Annotated in this window: 18 protein-coding genes; 9 read left to right on the forward strand and 9 right to left on the reverse strand. The window is 63.7% G+C overall.

Features of this window, described 5'->3' with window-relative positions:
* The first annotated feature begins 54 nt into the window (after positions 1-54).
* Complete coding sequence (locus IPM20_00470; GenBank protein ID MBK9130104.1) at positions 55-261, forward strand: cold-shock protein; 207 nt, start codon at positions 55-57, stop codon at positions 259-261.
* A 70-nt stretch (positions 262-331) separates the two neighbouring features.
* Here the strand turns inward: IPM20_00470 and IPM20_00475 are convergent, their stop codons facing one another.
* Both IPM20_00475 and IPM20_00480 read right to left on the reverse strand, forming a co-directional pair.
* Positions 332-1291, reverse strand: coding sequence for a CopD family protein (locus tag IPM20_00475; protein ID MBK9130105.1), 960 nt, complete (start codon positions 1289-1291; stop codon positions 332-334).
* A 10-nt stretch (positions 1292-1301) separates the two neighbouring features.
* Positions 1302-1670 (reverse strand): copper resistance protein CopC, encoded by a 369-nt coding sequence (locus IPM20_00480; GenBank protein MBK9130106.1) that lies wholly within the window; start codon positions 1668-1670, stop codon positions 1302-1304.
* Between the two features lie 263 nt (positions 1671-1933).
* Between IPM20_00480 and typA the strand changes: the two genes are divergently transcribed.
* Positions 1934-3751 carry a translational GTPase TypA gene (typA, locus tag IPM20_00485; protein ID MBK9130107.1) on the forward strand — a complete coding sequence of 606 codons (1818 nt, stop codon included), beginning with the start codon at positions 1934-1936 and terminating at the stop codon, positions 3749-3751.
* A 128-nt stretch (positions 3752-3879) separates the two neighbouring features.
* On the opposite strand, the gene IPM20_00490 is transcribed toward typA, so the two are convergent.
* Positions 3880-5310 (reverse strand): MFS transporter, encoded by a 1431-nt coding sequence (locus IPM20_00490; GenBank protein ID MBK9130108.1) that lies wholly within the window; start codon positions 5308-5310, stop codon positions 3880-3882.
* 121 nt (positions 5311-5431) lie between these two features.
* On the opposite strand from IPM20_00490, the gene IPM20_00495 reads away from it, so the two are divergent.
* The 5 genes from IPM20_00495 (at position 5432) to IPM20_00515 (ending at position 13753) form a co-directional block, all read left to right on the forward strand.
* Positions 5432-5809: an SET domain-containing protein gene (locus tag IPM20_00495; protein ID MBK9130109.1), complete on the forward strand. Its 378-nt coding sequence runs from the start codon at positions 5432-5434 to the stop codon at positions 5807-5809.
* Between the two features lie 149 nt (positions 5810-5958).
* On the forward strand, positions 5959-7098 hold the full coding sequence (locus tag IPM20_00500) for an MFS transporter (protein MBK9130110.1): 1140 nt from the start codon (positions 5959-5961) through the stop codon (positions 7096-7098).
* A 90-nt stretch (positions 7099-7188) separates the two neighbouring features.
* Positions 7189-8661 (forward strand): polyphosphate:AMP phosphotransferase, encoded by a 1473-nt coding sequence (gene pap / locus IPM20_00505; protein ID MBK9130111.1) that lies wholly within the window; start codon positions 7189-7191, stop codon positions 8659-8661.
* Positions 8662-8676: 15 nt separating this feature from the next.
* Positions 8677-10389, forward strand: coding sequence for a hypothetical protein (locus IPM20_00510; GenBank protein MBK9130112.1), 1713 nt, complete (start codon positions 8677-8679; stop codon positions 10387-10389).
* A gap of 757 nt (positions 10390-11146) precedes the next feature.
* A complete protein-coding gene (locus IPM20_00515; protein MBK9130113.1) occupies positions 11147-13753 on the forward strand; it encodes a glycosyltransferase in 2607 nt (868 codons plus the stop codon).
* Between the two features lie 183 nt (positions 13754-13936).
* Here the strand turns inward: IPM20_00515 and IPM20_00520 are convergent, their stop codons facing one another.
* Genes IPM20_00520 through IPM20_00530 form a run of 3 tightly spaced genes read right to left on the reverse strand, consistent with a single transcriptional unit; the run spans position 13937 to position 16804 of the window.
* A complete protein-coding gene (locus tag IPM20_00520) occupies positions 13937-14938 on the reverse strand; it encodes a flippase-like domain-containing protein (GenBank protein MBK9130114.1) in 1002 nt (333 codons plus the stop codon).
* Positions 14935-15684 carry a polysaccharide deacetylase family protein gene (locus IPM20_00525; protein MBK9130115.1) on the reverse strand — a complete coding sequence of 250 codons (750 nt, stop codon included), beginning with the start codon at positions 15682-15684 and terminating at the stop codon, positions 14935-14937. Before IPM20_00525 ends, IPM20_00520 begins: the two co-directional genes overlap by 4 nt.
* Positions 15674-16804, reverse strand: a complete 1131-nt coding sequence (locus IPM20_00530) for a glycosyltransferase family 1 protein (GenBank protein MBK9130116.1) — start codon at positions 16802-16804, stop codon at positions 15674-15676. The genes IPM20_00525 and IPM20_00530 overlap by 11 nt, the downstream gene beginning before the upstream one ends.
* Before the next feature lie 491 nt (positions 16805-17295).
* Between IPM20_00530 and IPM20_00535 the strand changes: the two genes are divergently transcribed.
* Both IPM20_00535 and IPM20_00540 read left to right on the forward strand, forming a co-directional pair.
* Positions 17296-18105, forward strand: a complete 810-nt coding sequence (locus IPM20_00535) for a methyltransferase domain-containing protein (GenBank protein MBK9130117.1) — start codon at positions 17296-17298, stop codon at positions 18103-18105.
* A 177-nt stretch (positions 18106-18282) separates the two neighbouring features.
* Positions 18283-19101: a class I SAM-dependent methyltransferase gene (locus IPM20_00540; protein ID MBK9130118.1), complete on the forward strand. Its 819-nt coding sequence runs from the start codon at positions 18283-18285 to the stop codon at positions 19099-19101.
* Positions 19102-19159: 58 nt separating this feature from the next.
* Here IPM20_00540 and IPM20_00545 read toward each other — a convergent pair whose 3' ends face one another.
* The 3 genes from IPM20_00545 to IPM20_00555 all read right to left on the reverse strand — a co-directional run bounded on the left by IPM20_00545 (position 19160) and on the right by IPM20_00555 (position 24260).
* The gene (locus IPM20_00545; GenBank protein MBK9130119.1) at positions 19160-21754 is read right to left on the reverse strand and encodes an EAL domain-containing protein; all 2595 of its coding nucleotides are present in this window, start codon (positions 21752-21754) and stop codon (positions 19160-19162) included.
* A gap of 582 nt (positions 21755-22336) precedes the next feature.
* Positions 22337-22927 (reverse strand): DUF2959 domain-containing protein, encoded by a 591-nt coding sequence (locus tag IPM20_00550; GenBank protein ID MBK9130120.1) that lies wholly within the window; start codon positions 22925-22927, stop codon positions 22337-22339.
* A gap of 340 nt (positions 22928-23267) precedes the next feature.
* Complete coding sequence (locus IPM20_00555; GenBank protein MBK9130121.1) at positions 23268-24260, reverse strand: SUMF1/EgtB/PvdO family nonheme iron enzyme; 993 nt, start codon at positions 24258-24260, stop codon at positions 23268-23270.

A 24260-nucleotide genomic window follows, 5' to 3' on the forward strand; every position in this document is an offset into this window, starting at 1 on the left:
ACAGCCTCGCATGATTTGTAAATAATATGGTTGATAGTGATAGGGGATATTTGCATGGCTACAGGTACTGTGAAGTGGTTCAACGAAGCCAAGGGTTTCGGCTTCATTACGCCTTCTGACGGTAGCGCGGACGTGTTCGTCCACTTCTCCGCGATCGTCGGTGACGGCTTCCGCACTCTCTCCGAAGGTCAGTCCGTGACCTACGAAGTGGAGAAAGGACCCAAGGGATTGCAGGCGACGCAGGTCAAGGTCGAAAAATAACAAGACGTGTTGGTTGTAACCCTTTAAAAACCCCCGCCGTACTGGCGGGGGTTTTTTGTTCGTGGCGCCATCACGCGACCGGTAAGGCCAGGCGCTTGTAAACAGCGCTCAATGCCCCGGCGGCGTCTGCATCCCGAGCAGCGCCGCCCCGGCCAGCACCAGCAGGAACACCACCGTATCGACGCGCAGCACGCGCAGAAATCGGCGCGCGGGGTCTCCGTTCGCCGCCGGCCGGTCCGCGGGCCCAGGTCTCGATCGCGGGGACGATCCGGAAACGGTTCCAGGCCCCGATCCCCATCATCACGCCGACCGCCGTCAGCTTGATCAGCAGGACGCGTCCATACTCGCTTTCCCACAGTGCCGGCCAGTCGGGCAGCTGGCGCCAGGTGTTGTAAGCACCGGTCGCCAGCACCGCGGCCAGCGCGGCGCCGGCCAGCGTGGACAGACGGGTGGCGGTAAGCGCCAGCATCGGTGGCGGGATATCCGGGCCTTGCAGGACGGGCAGCACACGCGCGACATACACCAGCACGCTGCCGCCCCACAGGCAGGCGGCGGTGACATGCAGTACGTTGACCAGATTGGGCAGGGATAGCGCGCCCCCGTCGCCGGCATGACCGGTGGCGCTGGCCGTGAACAGCATCGTCACGGCGCCGGCCGCGATGCCCCACAGCGCGGCGCGAACCGGCCCGCCCCATCCGATGAAGAGGGTGAGCCCGAGCAAGCCCGTCCAGGCCAGCGCGCGTAACTGCCAGAAGCCGCCGTAATCGCTGTGCGTGAGCGCGCGGCCCAGATAGGGCCAGGCCGCATCCAGGCCGACATCCGCGAGCGCGGCGGTACGCACCAGCAGATCGGCCGTGCCGGTGAGGGCGAGCAGGCCCACGGCCAGCGACAGCAGCGGCAACGGCGCGCGTGCGCCGGTCCCGGATCCCGCCGGCAGCAGATACAGCCACGTCGCCGCCGTTCCGACCACCAGCGCCAGCGCGGCGCGGTCGAGCGCGGTGACCGCGAACGGGATCGGTTCGAAGGTCAAGGCGGTGCGGTCACTGCACGCTGAACGTGAAGCTTCCCTTGACGCGGTGGCCGTCGCCCGAGATCACGTTCCAGTCGACCGTATAGTCGCCGGGGCCGAGCGCCTTCAAGCCTGCCTCGATATGTTTGGGGTCGGCTGCATCCGCGGAGACCTGTTCCTGATCGACGCGGTTCCCGGCGCTGTCGGTGACGACGATCTTGCTCCATTCGGCGGCGACCTTGTCGGAGAACCACAGTTGCACCGACTGCGGCGCCGTCGCCAGCGCGGCCTTGTCGGCGGGAACGGATTTTTCCATGTGAGTATGCGCGCTGGCGGCGAGCGGCCAGGCGATTATCAGCAGGGCGCCGAGCAGGCCGGCGGACAGGGTCTTCTGGGTCATGGTCTGGACTCCTTGGGCTGCGTGGTGATGAAGACGTGCGCCGCGCGATAGGTCTCGCGACTGGGCCGCCGAGGCCTCCTGCCGCGGCCTGGTTTCGCGCCGCGGCGAGGGGATGGTGCGATTTTATGCCATTTCTCATGCCTGTCGCCAATCTTCCTACCGATATCGGTTCATGGCAGTCCCGGGCATGAACGGCGGCCGACATACAAAATCCCTGCATTTCCTGTACAATAGCGCGTTTTCCTTTACCCGGTGACCCCTCTGTGATCGAGAAGATACGAAACATCGCCATCATCGCCCACGTCGACCATGGCAAGACGACCCTGGTCGACAAGCTCCTGCAGCAGTCCGGTACGCTCAAGTCGCGCGGCGAGGCGCAGGAACGCGTGATGGACTCCAACGACCTCGAGATGGAGCGCGGCATCACCATCCTGGCCAAGAACACCGCCATCGAGTGGAACGGCTACCGCATCAACATCGTCGACACCCCCGGCCACGCCGACTTCGGCGGCGAGGTCGAGCGCGTGCTGTCGATGGTGGACTCGGTGCTGCTGCTGGTGGACGCCGTCGACGGCCCGATGCCGCAGACGCGTTTCGTGACCCAGAAGGCCTTCGCGCGCGGGCTGCACCCGATCGTGGTCATCAACAAGATCGATCGCCCCGGCGCGCGCCCGGACTGGGTGCTGAACCAGACCTTCGACCTGTTCGACCGCCTCGGCGCGACCGACGAGCAGCTCGACTTCCCGGTCGTCTACGCCTCGGCGCTCAACGGTTACGCCGGGCTCAGCCCCGACGTGCGCTCCGGCGACATGACCGCGCTGTTCCAGACGGTCATCGATCGCGTCGCGCCGCCGGAGGTCGATCCCAACGGCCCGCTGCAGCTGCAGGTCAGCTCGCTCGACTACAGCAGCTACGTCGGCGTCATCGGCATCGGCCGCATCGTGCGCGGCCGCGTCAGGACCAACACGCCCGTGGTGGTGGTGGACATCGACGGCCAGCGCCGCAACGGCCGCGTGCTGCAGGTGCTCGGCTTCCTCGGTCTCGAGCGCGTCGAGGTGCCGGAGGCGCAGGCGGGCGACATCATCGCCTTCACCGGCATCGACGGTCTGCGCATCTCCGACACCCTGTGCGATCCCGCCGCGGTGGAGGCGCTCGCCCCGCTGAGCGTGGACGAGCCGACCGTCAGCATGACCTTCCAGGTCAACAACTCGCCGTTCTCCGGCCAGGACGGCAAGTACGTCACCTCGCGCCAGATCCGCGAGCGCCTGCAGAAGGAGCTGATCCACAACGTCGCGCTGCGCGTCGAGGATACCGGGTCGCCCGACAAGTTCCGCGTCTCCGGCCGCGGCGAGCTGCACCTGTCCATCCTGATCGAGAACATGCGCCGCGAAGGCTACGAGCTCGGCGTGTCACGCCCCGAGGTGATCATCCGCGAGATCGACGGTGTCAGGCAGGAGCCGTTCGAGCAGCTCACCGTCGACGTCGAGGAGCAGCACCAGGGCGGCGTGATGGAGAAGCTCGGTTCGCGCGGCGCGGAGCTGCGCAACATGGTGCCGGACGGCAAGGGGCGCGTGCGCATCGACTACATCGTGCCGGCGCGCGGCCTGATCGGTTTCCGCACCGAGTTCCTCACCGCCACCCAGGGCACCGGTCTGCTCTATCACGTGTTCGATCACTACGGCCCGATGAAGACCGGGCAGTTCGGTCAGCGCATCAACGGCGTGCTGATCGCCAACGCGCCGGGCAAGGCGCTCGCCTACGCGCTGTTCAACCTGCAGGAACGCGGCCGCCTGTTCATCGGTCACGGCGAGATGGTGTACGAGGGCATGATCGTCGGCATCCATTCGCGCGACAACGACCTGGTGGTCAACCCGCTCAAGGCCAAGCAGCTCACCAACATCCGCGCCGCCGGCTCGGACGAGAACATCATCCTGACGCCGCCGATCCGCATGTCGCTGGAACAGGCGCTGGAGTTCATCGACGACGACGAGCTGGTCGAGGTCACCCCCAACCACATCCGCCTGCGCAAGAAGGCGCTGAAGGAACACGAGCGCAAGCGCGCCTCGCGCGAGGCGAGCTGAGGCCGCCACTCGTCTCCGCTCCGATCCACGCCATCCCATCTGGCCCGATGTAGCCCGGATGGAGCGGTAGCGGAATCCGGGATAGGAAGCATACCCCCGGATTCCGGCGCTGCGCGCCTCCATCCAGGCTACGAGGGGCCGGTGTCCCGGTCCGTGTCCTTCTGTCGTTCCGGGATCTCCGGCGCGGATTTGCGCAGCCGCCGCGGACTGATGATGTCGAAGATCAGCTCCGACAGCGGCTGCAGGCGCGCCACGCGGAAGATTACCCCGCCCACCGAGGCCGGCCGCGTCGCGCGCATGTCCTTCAGCCGCGGCAGGAACAGCACGGCCACCAGCAGCCGCGTCAGGCTTGAGACCAGGAACACCCCGTAGAGCACGCTGAGCCATTCGACGTGCGTCCCGAACAGCACCGCCTCGCGCGGCAGGTGCGTGCCGAGATAGCCACCGAGCATCGCGCCGCAGAAGACGGCGACGCTCGCCAGCACATTGTGGAAGGCGAGATACATCGCGCGCTTGTTGCCCGGGATCAGGTCGTAGAGATAATTGCCGGCGCTGAGCGAGAAGCCGGCCCAGATCAGTCCGCCCAGCGCCTGCAGCAGCAGGATGTACAGGTAGTTGGTCGACACCAGCCACAGCGAGGGCAGGAACGGGATGATGAGTCCGGTCGCCACCAGGATGAAGCGGTTGCCGAAGGCGTCGCTGATGCGGCCCCAGCGGTTCAGGGTGAGGAACTGCGCCAGCACCACCACGCCGATGCTGACGGTGTACTCGAGGTAACTGAAGCTGAGGTCGCGCAGCTGGTACACCACGAAGAACGGCGAGGAGATGCTGACGGCGAAGGAGATGGCGGCGAAGAACAGCGTGAAGCGGGCGAAGGAGGAACCGCGCACGCGACGCCAGAAGCCGATGCCGAAGGGGGATTCGAGCGCGGCGACGTGACCGGGCGGGTCGTGCATCTGCCACAGATGCCAGATCGAGACCGCGCGCGCCACGGCCGCGATGGCGAAGATCAGCAGATAGCCCGCCACGGTCCACTGGTTGCGGTCGAACAGGTCCAGCATCACCCCGGCCGTGATCAGCCCGCAGAAGGAGGCCACGCTGCACAGGCGGGTGCGGCGGGCGAAGTAGCGCCCGCGCCGGCGCTCCGGCACCAGGTCGCCCATCAGGCTGCCCCACTGGGGGACCGCCAGGTTCGAGCCGGCGAAATAGACCACGGCGCAGGCCACCAGGATGGGCAGCGCGTGGTCCGGAAACAGCAGGGGCAGCACGGCCAGCGGGAACAGCGCCACCCCCTGCAGGGTCGCGCCCAGCACGATGATGTCCTTGCGCCGGCCCCAGCGGCGCCCGAGCCAGGAAGACAGCAGTTGCGCGAAGGAGGCGAGCAGCGGGGGCAGGCTGGCGAGCAGGCCGATCTGCGCCGTGCCTGCCTTGAGGTACAGCGCGAAGGCGGCGAAGTAGCTCTCCCCGGCGCCCGTCATCACCGAATAGGAAACCCCGTCCCTGATCGAGTGCCGCAGGGAGGCGTCGACGCGGGGATCCTTCGAATAACGCTGGGACATGGCGCGCTATATATCGACCCGCCCGGATCGTTGTCAAGCGAATGCGGGAACCGCTTCACAAGCGGGCGCGACGCTGCCACAATGGCGCCGATTGTGTCATCAGCCGCACGCGAGGAGACCCATGCTGATCGTCCCGACCTATCTCGAGAAGAGCCCGATCCACGGTTTCGGCGTTTTCGCCAAGGAATTCATCCCCAAGGGCACCAAGGTGTGGGAGTTCAACCCCATCTTCGACATCGTGCTCTCCGAGGAGGAGTTCGAGGCGCTGCCGCCGTCCAGCCGGGAGGAGATCGAAATCCATCTGTACCAGCCGGAAGAGGGCGGCGATCTGTACTACGAGTCGACCATGGGCAAGTACATGAACCATTCGCGCGAGGCGAACGTCGATTTCAGCGAGGTCGGCGCCGGTTTTGCCACGCGCGATATCCAATCCGGGGAAGAGATGACCTGCGACTACCGCGACTTCATGGCGGACGTGTCGCACATCGAATATCTCTAGGTGAGTTGTTCCGTCGCCATCCCGTTACCCGTGTACGGGGACGGATTTAAACATCCGTCCCCGTCCCGGTTTCCGTCGTCGATAACTTGATCGGCCGCCTGCGCGAGCTTCCGTCCGGCGTCTGGGCCCTCGGCCTGGTCAGCCTGTTCATGGACGTCTCCTCCGAGATGATTCACGCCCTGCTGCCGGTATTCCTGGTCGCGGTGCTCGGGACCAGCGCCACGCTGGTCGGCGTCATCGAAGGTCTCGGCGAGGCGCTCGCGCTCGTCACGCGCCTGTTCTCCGGCATGCTGAGCGACCGTCTGCGCCGGCGCCGGCCGCTGGTGCTGGCGGGTTACCTGCTCGGCACACTGTCCAAGCCCTTGTTCGCGCTCGCCGGCAGCGCCGCGACGGTGCTGGGCGCGCGCAGCCTCGACCGTCTGGGCAAGGGCATCCGGGGCGCGCCGCGCGATGCCCTGATCGCCGACCTGGTCGCACCCGGCATGCGCGGCGCCGCCTTCGGCCTGCGCCAGTCGCTCGATTCCTTCGGCGCCGTGCTCGGTCCGTTGCTCGCGCTGGGACTGATGGCGCTGACGCAGGATGACTATCGCGCGGTGTTCTGGTGCGCCTTTCTGCCCGGCATCGCCGCCGTGCTCCTGATCGTGTTCCTGGTTCGGGAACCGCCGCGCCCGCCGGCGGACGGGGCGCGCACGCGCGGGTCGATCTGGCGCCTGCGCGATGCCGCGCAGCTCGGGCGCGCCTACTGGGGCGTGCTCGCGCTCGGCGTGGTGTTTACCCTGGCGCGCTTCAGCGAGGCCTTCATCCTGCTGCGGGCCGAACAGCTCGGGACGGCGCCCACCTTCGTGCCGCTGATGCTGGTGATCCTGAGCCTGACCTATGCGCTGGGCGCGTATCCCGCCGGGCACCTGTCGGACCGCATCGGGCGCGCGCGCCTGCTGCTGCCTGGCGTGCTGGTGCTGGTGGCGGCCGATATCGTGCTCGCCGCGGCCGGCGATCCGTGGACGGTCGGAGTCGGCGCCGCGCTGTGGGGTATCCACATGGCGCTCACCCAGGGCCTGTTCGCCGCGCTGATCGTCGATACCTCTCCCGCGTATCTGCGCGGTACCGCCTTCGGTGTGTTCGGTCTCGCGAGCGGTCTCGCGATCCTGTGCGCAAGCATCCTCGCCGGCCTGCTGTGGGATCGCATCGGCGCGCCGTCGACCTTTCTCGCCGGCGCCGCTTTCGCGCTGCTCGCCGGCGCCGGCGGCCTCATGTTGTGGCGGATGCGCGGCGGGAGAGAGGCGGGGTAAGATATAGCAGCATCGATTGCAGACGGAAGTAGTTGCGTGAATGGGGACAGATTTGTAAATCTGTCCCCGTGCTTGATGGGAAGGCAAGGCATGTTTGAGGCCGTCGAACTCGGGCAGAAAGTCTCCAAGGATGAATTCAAGGCCCGCGAACCCGAGCTGTGGACCGCGCTGCTCGCGGCCCAGCGCGCCTTGCGCGAGGCCGGCGTGGCGACGCTTGTCATCGTCGCCGGCGTGGAAGGCGGCGGCAAGGGCGAGGCGGTACAGCGTCTGCACAAATGGTTCGATACCCGCGGCGTGCGCACGCACGCCTTCTGGGACGCCACTGACGAGGAACGCGAGCGTCCCCCCGCGTGGCGATTCTGGCAACGTCTGCCGGCGCGCGGCGCCATCGCCGTCATGTTCGGCGGCTGGTACTGGGATCCGCTCTACCGACGCACGCGCAGCGGCGACGGCGACGCCGAGCTCGACCGCGAGGCGGCGCGCATCGTCGAACTCGAGCGCATGCTGAGCCTCGACGGCATGCTGATCGTCAAGTTGTGGTTCCATCTTCCGCGCCAGGATCATGCGCGGCACCTGAAGAAGCGGCGCGAGGTGCAGCGCCACATCGAGGGCGTGGCGGTCGAGGGAGACACGGACAAGGAGTATGACGCCTTCCTGCGCGCCGCCGAGCGCATGATCCGCCATACCGACACCGGCGCCTGCCCGTGGTGGCTGATCGACGCCGAGGACCCCCATTACCGCGATCTGCGCGCGGGCGGCATCCTGCGCGCGCTGATGGAAGCGCGTCTGGCCCGGCCCGCGGCCGCTGCGCCGGCGCCATCGCCCGCGGCCGCGCGCGGCAAACAGGCGACGGTACTCGAGCGCGTCGACCTGACAGCCGGTCTCTCGGACAAGGCCTACAAACACGAGATGAAACATTGCCGCGAACGCCTCGCCCGCCTCGCCTGGCGCGCCTACGATGCCCGTCGTTCCTGCGTGCTGGTGTTCGAGGGCTGGGACGCGGCGGGCAAGGGCGGCGCCATCCAGCGCCTCACCGCCGCCGTCGACCCGCGCCTGTACCAGGTGATCCCGATCGCCGCGCCCACCGACGAGGAGCGTGCCCATCATTACCTGTGGCGATTCTGGCGCCACATCCCGCGCGCCGGCTACATGACCCTGTACGACCGCTCCTGGTACGGCCGTGTGCTGGTCGAGCGGGTGGAAGGCTTTGCCTCCGAGTCGGAATGGGCGCGTGCCTACGAGGAGATCAACAATTTCGAGGAGCATCTGCTCAGGCACGGCATCACGCTGCTGAAGTTCTGGCTGCACATCAGCGCGGAGGAGCAGTTGCGGCGTTTCGAGGAACGCGGCAGACTGCCGTGGAAGCAGCACAAGCTGGGCGAGGAGGACTGGCGCAACCGGGACAAGCGCGCCGCCTATCTCGCGGCGGTCGACGACATGGTGGCGCATACCGGCACCGCCGACGCCCCCTGGCACCTGGTGCCGGCCGAGGACAAACATTACGCGCGGGTCGAGATCCTCAATACCGTATGCGCGCGCCTGGAACAGGCACTGGAATCCTGAATCGATGAGTCTGTCATGATTGCATTGTCCCGCCGTCTCTTCACCCTGATCCTGTGCGCCGTCGTGCTGGCGGCGGGCGCGGCTGCCGCCGACGAGACGGAACCGCACGCCGGTGACGCGGCCCCGGCTGCGGCCAACGAGCCGCGCAGCGTCGACAGCTGGCACAACCTGCAGACCCTGATCGATACGATCAACAACACCAGCCACGAGCTTGGCCAACAGCGTTCCGCCCTGCACGAAGCCGTCGACGACCGCGAGCGCACCCGCGTCTACAAGGAGATCGACCGCCTGTCCCTCGATCTCGAATCGCTGCAAACCGCGCTCGAGATGCTTGCCACCGACGGTGTTGATCTGAGCTTGTTCGGCGTGAAGGAGGAGGCCGCCTTCAACTGGCGTTCCGAGCTCGAATCGGTATTCGAGCCGGTCCTGGTGGAGCTGCGGCGCCTGACCGAGCGCCCGCGCAAGATCGAGCGCCTGCGCAACGACCAGGCCTATTACAAAGAGCGGCTCGACGCCGCCGAAGAGGCCCTGGTCAACGTGACCCGAAATCGCGAGGACGCGCCGACGCCGGAGCTGAAACGGGCTTTCGCGACCATCGAGCAGCGCTGGCGGCAGCGTCGCGACGACCTCAATAACCGTTACAAGCTGACCAGCTACGAGCTGTCCGAGACGCTATCCCCGACTTCGGCCCCGCAGCGCGATCCCGTCGAGGCACTGAAGGCCTTGCTGACCGGGCGCATCCTCAATCTCGCTCTGGCAGTCGGCGCGGCGGTGGTGGTCTTCCTCGTCCTGCGTTTGCTTGCCGGTGTCTACGAGCGGCGCGTCATGGCGCGCGCGCGCCGCCGCGGCGTGTTCGCGGCGCGTGTCGGCAATCTGGTGTTCTACCTGCTTACCGCCGTGCTGGTGCTGTTGTCGGCGATGGCCGTATTGTACGTGCGCGGCGACTGGCTGCTGCTCGGCATACTGATCATCCTGCTCGTGGGCGCGGGCTGGGCCTTGCAGAAGTCGCTGCCAAATTACCTGATGGAGGCCAAGCTGATCCTGAACCTCGGTTCGGTGCGGGAGGGCGAGCGTCTGGTCTACGAAGGTCTGCCCTGGCGTGTGGACGCGCTCAGCTTTCACGCCACGCTGGTCAACCCGCTGCTGCAGGGCGGCAGGCTGCGCATCCCGGTGCGCCGGCTGTTGGATCATTTTTCGCGCGTTTTCGATGAGAGTGAGCCCTGGTTTCCTGCGCGCGTCGGCGATTACGTCATGCTGGACGACAATACCTTCGGCCTCGTGCTGGTGCAGTCGCCCGAGTGCGTGCAACTGCAGGTGCAGGGGGCGGTCAAGACCTATGGCGTGGCCGACTTCCTGGGAAAGAATCCGCGCGACCTGACGCTGCAGGGCTTTACGGTGGCGGTTACCTTCGGGCTCGACTATGCCCACCAGGGCGGTGTCACCGGCGATATCCACGCCAGGCTCGAACGCGCCTTCCGGGACGGCCTCGCGCACAGCCCGTCCGCGGCCCATCTGAGCTCGTTTACGCTCGAGTTCAAGGAGGCGAGCGCCTCGTCGCTCGACTTCCTCGCCATCGCCGGCTTCGCGGGCGCGGCCGCGGGGGATTACTTCGCGCTGCAACGTCTGCTGCAGCGCATCGCCGTCGATGCCTGCAACGAGCACGGCCTCGTCATCCCGTTCAATCAGCTCACGGTGCACATGGCGGACGGGTCAATGACCCAGGCCTGAGGGCCAAATCGATCCGATGTGCGGGTTTCGAAGACCTGGCTCAGTGCTATAGGCTGTCGTTCCAGGTTAAGTCAGGGCGGTACGATCCATCTCAGTGGGGACAGATTTATTTTCCTAACCCTTCAACACCCCCGATCCACTGGGAACAGACTTTTGACGTTGGGGACAGATTTATTTTCGATCCATTTTTTAGCCCCACGAATTACGGATCAAAGACTCGTTGGGCCAGCCAGGATGCGCTTCAAAAAATAAATCTGTCCCCAACGTCAAAAATTTGTGCTCCAAAAGAGGGAAAATCCATCTGTCCCCAATGATGGAATACGGTATCTGCGACGTAACCCATAACATTGAAACCTTGGGATTCCGGGTTACGGCCTCGCTTTGTTTGGAATGCTGAACTAATCAGCAGTACCTGTGTGCCACTTGCAGTTCGTTCTTATACTCAGTCCTCAGTCCTGTCTTTTCCTTGAGTCGATTTTCCTACACCCCCTCCACGATTCCCCGAATGTTTTAACAAGATATTGATATATAAATAAAACATGGCATTAATTGTGTCGCCGGATCGAGACAGGTTACGCCTCGATAATGACTGTCTATAATCCCCCGCGCCCGACGTGCCATCCATCGATGGCCGCACTTGGGCAAGGCCGTATATCCCGGATTTCATGCGCTGGAATCGTGTCGCCGGAGGGGGCGACGGGATATGGGCAGGTACTCACGAGGCCGGAGTCAACCGGAGGAGAGGTTCGCGCGTTTCATGAACAAGACCCAGGCAATCGCCGCTGCGGCATTGATGACCCTGTTGAGTTACCTGCTGTGGGCCGGTCTGAATCGGCCGCAGGAAGTCGCGGCCTGGCCCGGCCATATCCAGGGCTTCGCGTTTTCGCCGGTGCGCGCGGGTCAGAATCCGAACGCAAAGCTCTACCCGTCGCCGGAAGAGATCGATCGTGACCTCGCCATGCTTGCCGGACGGGTGGGGGCGGTGCGCACCTATTCGGTCGAAGGCAGCTTCGCCGAAATCCCCGCGCTCGCCCAGCGCCACGGCGTGGCGGTCACGCTCGGCGTGTGGCTGAGCGACGACCTCGTGCGCAACGAGGCCGAACTTGCGCGCGCGATTGACCTGGTGCATACACACAAGAACATTGCGCGCCTCATCGTCGGCAACGAGGTGCTGCTGCGCGGCGAATTGAGCGAGGCCGAACTGGCGTCCTATCTCGACCGTGCACGCAAGGCGGTGAAGATTCCGGTCAGCACGGCGGACATCTGGAGCACCTGGCTGCGTCACCCGGGACTGGCGCGGCACGTCGACTTCATCGCCGCGCACGTGTTGCCGTACTGGGAAGGGATCGAGGTCGACCGGGCGGTCGATTACGTGGTACAGCGTCACCGGCAGCTCGTCGCCGAGTTTCCGCGCCTGCCCATCGTCCTTGGCGAGGTCGGCTGGCCCAGCAAGGGCCGCACCCGTCACGGCGCGGTCGCATCGGCGGCGAATGAGGCGATCTTCCTGCGCGGATTCCTCGCCCGCGCGCAGAAAGAAGGATTTACCTACTACCTGATGGAGGCCTTCGATCAGCCGTGGAAGCGCGCGTTCGAAGGCGACGTCGGCGCCTACTGGGGCGTGTACGATGTCGAGCGTCAGCCGAAATTCCCCTTCCAGGGACCGATCGTCCCGCTTCCGCACTGGCCGCTGCTGGCCGGCATTGCCGCGGCGCTGGGCTTCGCCGCATTGCTGCTGCTATCTATCGATGGCCGCGCCCTGCGCCGCAGCGGCTTCATCTTCCTCGGCGGTGTCGCGTTCAGCGCCGCCACCGCGCTGGTGTGGATCGCCGATGTCTATGCCGACCAGTACTGGACGCCGCTCAGCGTCGGCGTCGGCGTGCTGTTCGCGCTCGCGCTGTGCGCCATCCTCGCCGTGCTGTTCGCCGAGGCGCACGAATGGGCCGAGACGCTGTGGGTGCCCGAGCGGCGGCGCGGTCTGAGGCCCGTGCCGGCCGATGCGCCGCTGCCCAAGGTGTCGATCCACGTCGCCACCTACAACGAGCCGCCCGCGATGGTCATCGAGACGCTCAACGCACTGGCGCACCTCGACTACCCGGACTACGAGGTACTGCTGATCGACAACAACACGCGCGATCCCGCGCTGTGGCAGCCGGTCGAGACGCACTGCGCGCAGCTCGGTCCGCGCTTCCGTTTCTTCCACGTCGACAGGCTGAGCGGATTCAAGGCCGGTGCGCTCAATTTCGCCCTGCGTCATACCGCGCCGGACGCCGGGATCGTCGCCGTGGTCGACAGCGATTACACCGTCGAACCCACCTGGCTGCGCGACCTGGTGCCGCAGTTCGCGCACGAGAAGACCGCCATCGTGCAGGCCCCGCAGGATTACCGCGACGCGGGTCAGAACCCGTTCAAGGCCATGTGCTATCGGGAGTATCAGGGCTTCTTCCGTATCGGCATGGTCACGCGCAACGACCGCAACGCCATCATCCAGCACGGCACCATGACGCTGATCCGCCGTTCCGCACTGGAGGCGACGGGCGCCTGGGGCGAGTGGTGCATCACCGAGGACGCCGAGCTCGGCCTGCGCCTGTTCGAGCACGGGCTCGAGGCCGTGTACACCCCGCGCAGCTACGGCAAGGGATTCACCCCGGACACGTTCATCGACTACAAGAAGCAGCGCTATCGCTGGGTGTACGGCGCGATGCAGATCCTGCGCCGCAACGCGCGCGCGCTCTTCACCGTCGGCACGGGCCAGCTCAGCGCCGGCCAGCGCTATCATTTCCTCGCCGGCTGGCTGCCCTGGCTCGCCGACGGCGTGAACTTCTTCTTCACGCTGGGCGCGCTGACCTGGGCGGCGGCGCTGCTGTACGATCCGATTCGCGTCGATCCGCCGATGGTGATCTTCGGGTTGCCGCCGCTCGCCTTGTTCGCCTTCAAGCTCGGCAAGCTGCTGCACCTGTACCGCCGCGCCATCGGCGCCGGCTGGCGTGAGACCCTGGGCGCCGCGCTCGCCGGGCTCGGTCTCTCGCACGCCATCGCCAAGGCCGTGATCCTCGGCGCCGTCACGCGCAACCAGCCTTTCATCTGTACGCCCAAGATGAAAAATGCCTCGCCGCTTTCGCGCGCGCTGCTGTCGGTCCCGGAGGAGCTCACGCTGATGTGCCTGCTGTGGGGCTTCGCCGCCGCCATCCTGTACGTCGACGTCTCGGGCAGCGTGGAGCTGAGGCTGTTCGCCGGTGTCATGCTGGTACAGTCGCTGCCCTACATCGCCGCCATCGTGATGGCCTTTATCAGCGCACTGCCGCAGGCCCGCCTGCTGCGCGCCGCTACACCCTCCATCGTCCCCGCCCCCGCCGAAGGCCGCTGACCCGAATCCCGTCCCCAACGTCAAACCACCGACGTTGGGGACAGATTTATTTTTCGAATTGTATCGGGGACGGACCTTAGTTCGATCTCATTCGGTCTGTTTCAAAGTAAATAGGGTAAATCAGGGAAAATGGGAAAAATAAATCTGTCCCCGACGTTATTAAATTGACGCTTAATTTTTTGTTCAGGCGGTTCGTGAGAGATTGAGTGTCGATTGTTTCCGCCGGCGCAGGATCTGCGTGGCGAAGAACGGCGCCCCGGCGAGCAGGTACCAGTAATACAGCACGAACCGCCATTCGAGCATGACCGCGACGGCAGTGGCGGGATCCAACCAGCGCGACATCAGCGCGCCGAAGGCGAGTTCCACCGTGCCGCTGCCGCCCGGTAGCAGGCTGAGCTGGCCGGCGGTCAGCGCGAGCATCTGTATCAGCACCAGCGTTGACCAGGCGACCTCGGCCCCGGCGCCCTTGACCAGCACGAACAGCACGCTGTAACGCAGCAGCCAGTGCGCCGCGCAGAGGGCGTACACCGCCAGCAGTCGCCGCCGCGGCAGGGCGAGGATCAGGCGGATGCCAGTCCGGAAGCGCATGAAGGCACGTGCCAGACGCACGCGGCGCGCGCGCCGGATTCGCAGTACACGCAGCAGCCGGCCGGTGAACAACAGGACGCGGCGATATTTCCACAGTGCCAGGGCAGCCAGGCCCAGTCCGCCGGCCAGCATCAGCGCGAGCAGCAGCAGTTGGTGTTGCAACTGGACCGGCGCGTAGCCCCCGAGCAGCAGCGCGGCGAGCAGCGGCAGTAGGGAAAGAAAGAACACCAGGTCGAGCAACTGGTCGACCGTGCACAGCGCCGCCGCGCGGGCGGCGGGCAGGCCGTGCCGGGTCAGCAGGTAGATCACGGTCAGCGGACCGCCGGCGCCGGCCGGCGTCGCCGCGTAGGAAAACTCGGTCGCCATCACCAGCGGAATGGCCTCGCGCCGTGTCAGGCGTGGACCGAGGCCGCCCACCAGCAGGCGCAGCCGTTCGGCGTTCGCGAGCCAGCCCAGCGCGATCATCGCGAGTCCCGCCGCGAACGGCCATGCCGGCAGTTGGGCGATGCGCGCGAAGGCCGCGGGGCCGCCGAAGCCGTACGCAACCGCCAGTCCGGCGAGGATGGAGCCGACGATCAGCAGCGCGCGCGTCTTCATGCCGCGCGCCGCAGCCACTCGATCTTGGTGAGCGCACGTCGCGCTGGCAGCAGCTCGCGGATGACGCGCAGCCAGAAGGCACGCACCTCACCGTGGCGCATGTCGACCGGATGCAGGCCGAGCCGGATCAGGTCCCGGTCCGCGCTCAGGCGCAGCCGGCGTTCGTTCCAGTAACGCGAGATGCGCCGGCGCCATGCGCTGCGCGCGGACCAGACCAGCGACGGCGCGGCGAGCGGCCGCCACTCCGGCAGCCGGATCAGTTCGGCGGGAGTGCTGGTGTACAGAAACGGAAGGCCGGCGAGGGCGGCGCGCGCCGCGCGATTCAACAGCCAGGCCGGCGCGACGAATCCGCTCACCGGCCAGCCCAGGCGCACGAACAGCGCGTGGCCGCGTTCGAGACGGTCACGCGCCGCATCCGCATCGAGCGCGGCGAATTCGCCCTCGTGGGTGTAGAGCCGGCGGCGGAACAGGTCGAGGGGATTCGGACGCAGCGGCGCATCGTCGCTGTGAAAATATCCGTGCAAGGCCACCTCGTCGCCGCGCGCAATGCGCGCCTCGATTGCGGCACGGAAGCGGGGATGGGCGCTCAGCGCGCCGCGATGATGATAGTCCGGCACCACCAGCAGCGTGAGCGGGGGCGGTCCGAGCGCATCGAGCGCGGCGATGAAGGGTTCATACAGTGGCCAGGTTTGTGGCGCGACGTCGTGCAGCACGACGGCCATCGCCTTGCCGGGCTCAAGAGGCATAGTGTGCGGGGGTCAGTGCCAGCGGCGCACTGCTGCGGATCAGGCCGGCATACCGGATGAGCATTTGGCGGAACACGCTGTCCCAGCTCCACTGTGCCTCGACGCGCATCCGGGCCAGTTGGCCGATCGCCCGCACGTCAAGCATGAACAGATACTCAGTCGCTTCGGCCAGGGAGCGAGGGCTGGCCCGGTCCGCGAGTATGCCGCTGCCCGGTGTGACCAGCTCCGCGACCGCGCCGGCGTTGATGCCAATCACCGGCAGACCGCTCGCCATGGCCTCCAGCACCACCAGGCCGAAGGTCTCCTGCGCGCCGCCATGGATGAAGGCGTCCGCGCTCGCGAGCCAGCGCGATACCGCCATGCCGTCGAAATAATACGGATAGGCCGTGACGTTGGCGGGGAGGTCATGCGTCGGCATGCCGGGACCGATCAGCAGCAGGTGGTAGCGCGGTCCCAGGTGTCTGAGGGTGTCGAGCAGCAGGGGGATGTTCTTCTCGCGCGCGCCGCGTCCGGCGAAGACCAGCAGGCGTGTCGACTCCGTCAGTCCCAGTTCGCGGCGCACACCGGGATCGCGTTTGGACGGATGAAACAGCGCGGTGTCGACACCGAGCGGCTGCACCGCCACACGGGGTATGCCGAGTGACTCCAGATAGTCCGCCATCACCCGGCTCGGCGCGAGGGTGAGATCGAAACGGGGATAAAGGCGTTTCACATAGTGGCGGGCGAGTCCGCCCCAGATGTTGCCGAAACGTGCACGGATCAGGCGCGGCAGGTCGGAGTGATAAAACCCGACCACCGGCACGCCGAGGCGCTCGCCCGCCGCCAGCGCCGCCCAGGGCAGCCGGTAGGGATCGCCGGCCTCGATCACGTCGGGGCGCAGCTGTTCCAGTCGTTCGCGCCACGGTCGGGTCCGCAACGGGAACCGGTAGCCGTTACCGAACGGGATCTGCGGTGCGGCGACTGTATGAATCCCATCCTGCCTGTCCTGCGTTGCGCCAGGTACCAGGATGCTGTGGCGTACGCCCGGCATGGCGGTGAGCAGGCGATGTTTCGCTGTCAGATACGTGCGCACACCGCCGCTCTGCGGGGCGTAGAACATGGTGACGTCCGCGATATGCATGAGAGAGCCTTCCTTTGCCCGGGGCGGGCGGCTTATTTGATCGATGTTCTGATTAATTGGATAACGCGGCGCGGGAATCGTTCAGCAGCGGAGCGGGAAGGCGCTGGTGCAAAAAATGCTGTCAGCAAGGGAACATCCGGCGGTTAGTTAAACCCCGCCAGAATATTTGCAAAACTTTACAAACCCATGACACCCCAAATCGGGGACAGATTTATTTATTCCCTACCGTCAAGCCATCGACGTTGGGGACAGATTTATTTTTCTGATTTCTCTCCGTTGATCCGAAACACAGAGCAAGAGGATGGACCGCAGCCCGTCTCCCTTCGGCGTGGAGGAAATGTGGAGGAAATTTTGAATAAATAAATCGAATAAATAAATCTGTCCCCAACGTTGGTAAATTGACGTTTTATGGTTGGGGTGGGGCGTGGTAAAAATAAATCTGTCCCCGAATGCGTTATGATGAGGCCATTGAGTCGGCATAAGGGGGATCCATGAGTCATAAAGGCAACCAGCCCGACTGGGACAAGATCGCGGAGAAGTTCGATATCTTCCTGCCGCAGATTGCGCCGGTGGGGGAGGCGCTGCTGCAGGCGCTGGCCGTGGCGCCGGGCGACAGGGTGCTCGATCTCGCCTCCGGCACCGGAGAGCCGGCGCTGACGCTGGCCCGGCGCCAGCCGCACGCCGTCATCACCGGCATCGACGCCGCCGAGGGCATGGTGCGGGTCGCGCAGAAGAAGGTCGCCGCGGAACGCCTGCCGAACATCGGTTTCCAGTCCATGCCGGCCGAGCACCTCGCCTTCGCCGACGCCAGTTTCGACAAGGTCCTGTGCCGCTTCGGCGTCATGCTGTTCGAAGACCCGCTCAGGGGTTGCCGTGAGATCCATCGCGTGCTCAAGCCCGGCGGCGCCTTCGCCTTCGCCGTCTGGAGCACACCCGAAACCATGACCACCATGAACTGGGCCGCGCGCGCGTTCAGGGACCGCGTGCCCGAGGAACACCAGCCGCCCCTCAAAAAGGTCACTTCGCTGGGTGGTCCCGGGGTGCTCGACGACTTGCTGAAAAGCGCCGGTTTTACCCACTTCAGCGTCACGTCGCACCGCTTCGATTACCAGTACGAATCCTTCGAGGCCTACTGGAGCGCCATGGAGGCCTCCGAGATCCTCCGGCAGCAGTTCAATGCCATGCCGGTCGCCGAGCAGGACGGTGTCCGCGACGAGATCGCCCGTTTCGCGCGCGATTTTCAGACCGACCACGGCCTGGTCATCCCGCACGAGTACCTGCTGGCGGCCGGGCGCAAATAATCCCGGCGGGCGATAAACTTTTCTCGTACCGCGGACAGATGCATTTTTTCATGACCGTCAAATCACCGACGTCGGGGACAGATTTATTTTCTATTTTCTAACAGCCATGTCGGGGGACAGATGTAAATCTGCCCCCGGATATTGCCAATATCGGATAAACCCAGGGAGAGAAAACCGATGACTGCAAGATTCCTGTGTACCGCGTCCGGGCTCTTTGCCGCGCTGTCATTTCTGGCCACCACAGCGGCCTTCGCCGAGGACGCGGCGTTGAAGACCGTGCTGGCCGGGGATCATCGTTCGGAGGCGAACATGGCGCGCGATCAATACCGCCATCCGCTCGAGACGCTGGAATTCTTTGGCATCCGGGATGACATGACCGTGGTCGAGATCTTTCCCGGCGGCGGCTGGTACACCGAGATCCTCGCGCCATATCTGAAGGACAAGGGCACCTATTACGCGGCCGGACTCGATCCCGAATCGAGCCAGGATTTCGCCCGCCGCGCGACGAAGGCCTTCAAGGACAAGATGGATGCCGAGCCAGACCTCTACGGCAAGGTGAAGATCACGGTGCTCGCGCCGCCCGACAAGACCGAGATCGCGCCGCCCGGGTCGGCGGACATGGTGCTGACCTTCCGCAACATCCACAACTGGATGGCCGCCGGCACCGCGGAGCAGGTCTTCGCCGCCATGTTCGCGGCGCTCAAGCCCGGCGGCGTGCTCGGCGTCGTGGAGCATCGCGGCAATCCGGAAACTGCGCAGGACCCGAAGGCCCGCTCCGGCTACGTCAACCAGGACTATGCGATCCAGCTCGCGGAAAAGGCCGGATTCAAATTCATCGGCAGCAGTGAGATCAATGCCAACCCGAAGGACACCAAAGATCACCCGAAAGGCGTCTGGACCCTGCCGCCGACCTTCGCGCTGAAGGACATGGACCGTGACAAGTATCTCGCCATCGGGGAGAGCGATCGCTTCACGCTGAAGTTCGTCAAACCATAGTGAAGGCTGTGTGGGCGTCGCGGCGGTGTTGAGATTCCGCGGGGCCGGAACGGCGGTGTCAGTGCTGATTCGCCTGTTTCAGGATGGGTACGGAAGAAAATTTCTTATCCAGGAAAAGCGTGTCTATCCCGAAAACCCTGGATAATCTGTCCGCTTCGTCAGCAAGCATCGGTTTTGCGATTAGCCAGCCCTGGATCATGCTGTAATTCAATTCGACCAGAGACCGATATTCCTCCGCGGTTTCAATGCCCTCGGCGATGCAACGTATGTTCATATGCCGGGCTATGTCGGACAAGGCCCGCAGGATTGCGCGGCAGGTCTGGTCGGTATGACGAACCACCATGGACCGGTCGATCTTGATAATGTCCACGGGCAAGCGCATCAAATAATTGAGCGAAGAATAGCCCGTGCCGAAATCATCCAGGGCGATCATGCTGCCGGCATCGCGTATCTTCTGGAGCTGGTTTATGTGGGCATCTGAGTTTTCGATAAATACCGACTCGGTGATCTCGATGATTATCGAGTTGGGATTTACATTCTCTTCTTTGAGGACTTCGATGGCGGTGGACGAGAAGTCGGATTGGTTGAGCTGAACCACGGAAACGTTGACAGATACTCTATTGATGGTGGAGCCGGCCGATGCCCACTCTTTCAGTTGCCGGCATGCCATGCGCAACACCCAGGTTCCGACATCCACGATCATTCCGGTCTGTTCCAGTAGGGGTATGAATTCATCGGGCGAGATCAATCCCATCTCCGGATGGCGCCAGCGCAGCAGCGCTTCGACCGTATGTATCTTGTCGCGCTGGCTATCATAGATTGGCTGATAGTTGAGGAAAAACTCCTTGTTGATTACGGCAGCATGCAGGTCGCCTAGCAACCGCATGTGGCGAACGGTGGTTTTACTTAACACGGTATCGTAGACGGACAAGCTGCAACCACGTATCTTCTTGGCGCGGTACATGGCGCTGTCTGCATTGCGGAGCAGTGTTTCGGAGTTATCACCATGATTTGGGTAAAGCGCAATCCCGATGCTTGCATGACAGTAGACGGAATACCCATCGACGGATATCGGCTTTGTGAGGCAGGAGAGCAGGCGCTCGCAGGTCATGATGGCGTTGGCCTGGCTGCCAATATTGGGGAGAATTACCAGGAACTCATCGCCACCGAGCCGGCCGACAGAGGGCGGTATGGCATCATCGGCGTCTGCTTCAGCTACGACGGCAACCGTATCCGAACCCCGCAGGGATTCCTTAAAGCGCCGAGCGACCTCGACCAAAAGCTGGTCTCCCGCGACATGACCCAGGGAGTCGTTAATTTCCTTGAACTTGTCCAGATCGATCATCAGCAGTGCCAGTTGCTGTGATCTGTCTCTGGAGATCTCCAGAAGCGCGGCTATATTGGCGTAAAGGTCGCGCCTGTTGGGAAGGCCGGTCAACGCGTCGTGAGCTGCGACATGGTTAAGATCGGTCGACAGTCTGCGGTAGAACTTATACCAGAAGCTTCCGGCCAGGATGATTACCAGCAGTGAAAATATCAGCAGTTGTGAAATAAGCTTTTCCCTGGGTGCCACGAGTATATTGCTGATCTGTTCCTGGGGAATCAGCCTGTGCAATGTCCAGACGGATTCGCCGTTGACCATGATATCCATGCTAAGGCCGGAGCCCATCCGGTCTGGCTGCTGCAGGTCTTGTTGGATACGCGAATTACGCCGGTCGAAAATCGCCATTCCGCTTCTGTTGTTGGTCAAAATGTAATTGCTGGGAGGGATGTTCGCGAGGCCGTTGATGGCAAGGCTGCGCTTCTCCTGGTCGGTGACGGGAATGTTCGGCCAGCCAATGAGGCGGGCTTCGATGATATTCGTCCGCACAACGGTCGATACAAGGCCCTTGAAGGTTCCATCCGTATCGCTGTAGATCGGTACCGACAGTATGAATCCGAGCCGGTTGTTCGGGTCGCCGAGGCTCTTGGATTGGTACTGCGAGTTATCGCAGGTAATCATGATCGGCGATATGTCAAACGGGATGTTGTCCGGCGCGTTTTCCGGTATCTGTGCGAATTTCCTCTGAAGTGTCTTCAGCGATTGACTTAGATAGACATACTCTTCGGATTCATCCTCGACCGGGATGTCGGATGGGTTGTCAATCAGGCCGATGCGGGTATTAAATTTGTTATTGGCATGAATCCTGTCGACAATGACATTGTCGTACATGACAAAGGGTACTTCGCCTTCCCCCGGATTGAAGCCGGCGTATGTGATATATATTTCAGAAATGGAGGCAATCGAGGCGGCGTGATTATAGAGCTGTTGAACGACATCTGCGTCGGTATCATGGAACCGGACGTTATCGATCACGTCATCGGTTGCGGAAACGCGATTCTGGGGGCTGATGTGGCGCAACGCCGGTAACAGCGAAATCGTTCTCGTCGCGATATATAATTCCTGGAACAGGGCTTCCAGCTCGCGCGTTTTGGATTGGCTCTCCGTTCTAACTTCTGCGTTCAGTTCCTTGAGGGCTATATCTCTATCGTATCTGTACTCATAAACCACGAACAAGGCCAGAGCCGCCCAGATCGCAAATGCGCCGAGCAACACCATACTTTTGGTCTTGACATTCAGCTGCTCTGTGCTGTCCGCGTGGGTAATATCCATGGCGCGTCCGGTTTATTGGATAATTTTCTAATGTTGACGGCATGGCAAAAACTGATCGCCCGAAATCCCGGTATTTCGCCAAGGTGATATCGGCGTGTGCCTGTGGAAGATTAATCTGGAACCCTTCAGCTCCGGCTGGAATGTGCAGGAACATGGGTGAGAATCGACCGACGCGCTCCAGGGCCCGTCAATCGGGCCGCGGAGTTGTGAAATGAAGCGATCGAGGAGACTAGGAATCGCCTGGGGCGGCTCAGGAAAGAATTAGTCTAAACAGCAGCGGGCCGGCATAGTATTTCGATCCGGCAGAAGGACCAATGGCTTGACGAATGCCTGAAGCTTCATCCGATGAGCGCTTTGTGTGATTGGCCTGATTCTAATTAGCAGCAGGACCGCTGGCGGATTTGTCGAGTGGGTCATGTCCAGTAACAGCTCGTCGCCGCAAAGCGAATTTCATCTCAGATGATGCGTCTGGCGCGGGGATGGAGCCGGACCCCGGTTCGTAGCCGGAAGTGATGCCGGGGCCCGCGTGCATGGGGCGGGCATGCGTGGCAATTCTTGCGATGCATCGCACTGCCAAATGGACTATTTCTCGGTGGTCGACATCGAATCGATGAACTTGTCCGCCTCGGCGATCGATGTGTTCATGTCGCGGATCAGCGCCGAGATGTCCTTCTCGATGTTCATCTTCTGATTGCGCAGCGAGGCGATTGCGCTGGCATTGAGGTTGTGCTTCAGGAACAGCACGCGGTCCTGAAAGGCGTTCAGCACCGGGTGGATCTTCTTCTCCGCCGCATCCATCGCCGTGATGAGTTTCTTGTAGGATGCCTGCGTGCTCTTCAACTGCTGCGCGCTGGCGCGTTTCAGGTTCGGGTCGGTGTACTTGCCCAGTTCCTCGTTCCACTCCGCGAACAGGCTGTCCGCGACGTCCCTCACGTCGTCGATGCGCGACTTCACCTCCTCGGCGCGTTCAACGCTTTCGTCGTATTCGTCCTTGAGAGTCTTGTATTGAGCCTCCAGGTCGCCGCCCTCATAGCCGGTCACCGCGATGAACTCGTCCAGTGCCGAGGCGAACTGCTCCTTCGCGTCCTGCTGCGCCTCACGCGCCTTGTCGACCCGCTTGACAAGGATGTCGCGCTTCTCGATGCCGAACTTCTCCATCGTGCCGTAATACATGGTCTGGCAGCCGGCGGTCAGTAACAGGACTGGCGCCAGCAGCAGACAGACATGAAGGTTCTTGCTATTCAGCAGCATCGCGGCGACTCCTTCCAGTGAGCGAAACGATCATCAGCATGATGCAATAACTATACTTCATAATCGGGGACAGATTTATTTTCCCGCCCATGAGTTCAAACTTTTGACGTTGGGGACAGATTTATTTTCTGCTAATGGTTGGGGACAGATTTCAAATCTGTCCCCATGTCTGGCTCGGAAAATAAATCTGTCCCCAACGTCAAAAGGCTGTCTCTCGTGCCGGGAAAATAAATCTGTCCCCAGCGTCAGGGATTTGGCTGGGTTAGTGGGGCTGGGGGGCGTCGGCGGCGCAGCGGAAGCCGAGGTCGTTGAAGCGGGAGTCGGGGGGCTGGTTGAAGCGGTAGGCGCCGCGCTGGAACAGGTGCAGGGCGTAGTGGCCCTCGCCGCCGCGGCCGGCGCCGCGCACGACGCGGAACTTCTCGCCGAAGGCCTCGCTCTGGTAGTGCGAGCCGGGGTAGGCCCGGTACCAGTCGGCGACCCACTCCGAGACATTGCCGGCCATGTCGTAGACCCCGTACGGCGAGCGGTCGGTCTCGTACGAGCCCACCGGCGCGACTCCGTCTTCCCACTCGGCCTCACCGGTGTTGCTCATGCCTTCCTTCCAGTCCGGGCCCCAGGGAAACTCCTGCCCGTCGGCGCCGCGCGCGGCCTTCTCCCACTCGGCCTCAGTGGGCAGGCGCTTGCCGGCCCAGCGGCAGTAGGCGTCGGCGTCCGCCCAGCTCACGTAGATCACCGGCTCGCGATCCTGTACCGCGATCTTCTCATGGATCGCGTCCAGCAACTGTTCCTTCGTCATCTGGCGCGTGTCGATGTCGAGCTTGAAGGTCTTCACCGCGAGCTGGCGCAGCTTGTCGACCTCGACCGCGCGCAGCTTGTCGTCCTTCAGGCTGAGGATGTAGCCGCGATCGAGCCAGTGGTCGGGCGGCGGGATATCGACCGCGGCGAAGAACGCGCGATACTCCGCGTTGGTTACCTCATGGCGGTCGATGTAGTAGGCGGGCAGCCGCACGCGATGTTCCGGGTGCTCGTCCATGTACCACGGCTTGGTGTTTCCGAATTCGCCCGCGACGCCCTCGTGCTCGGCCTTGTTGCTGCCCATGACGAATTCGCCGGCCGGCACCAGCACCATATCCGCGCGCGCCCCGGCGCGCGCAGCCTCATCGGCGCCCGCGGCACCGGCGCAGAGCAGGGCGATCATCGTCGCGCCCAGCCATATCCGTGCCACAGAGCGGCCGCCATGAATCACTGCCTGCAT

This window comes from Gammaproteobacteria bacterium, from assembly GCA_016716465.1.
Taxonomy (GTDB): Bacteria; Pseudomonadota; Gammaproteobacteria; order SZUA-140; family SZUA-140; genus JADJWH01.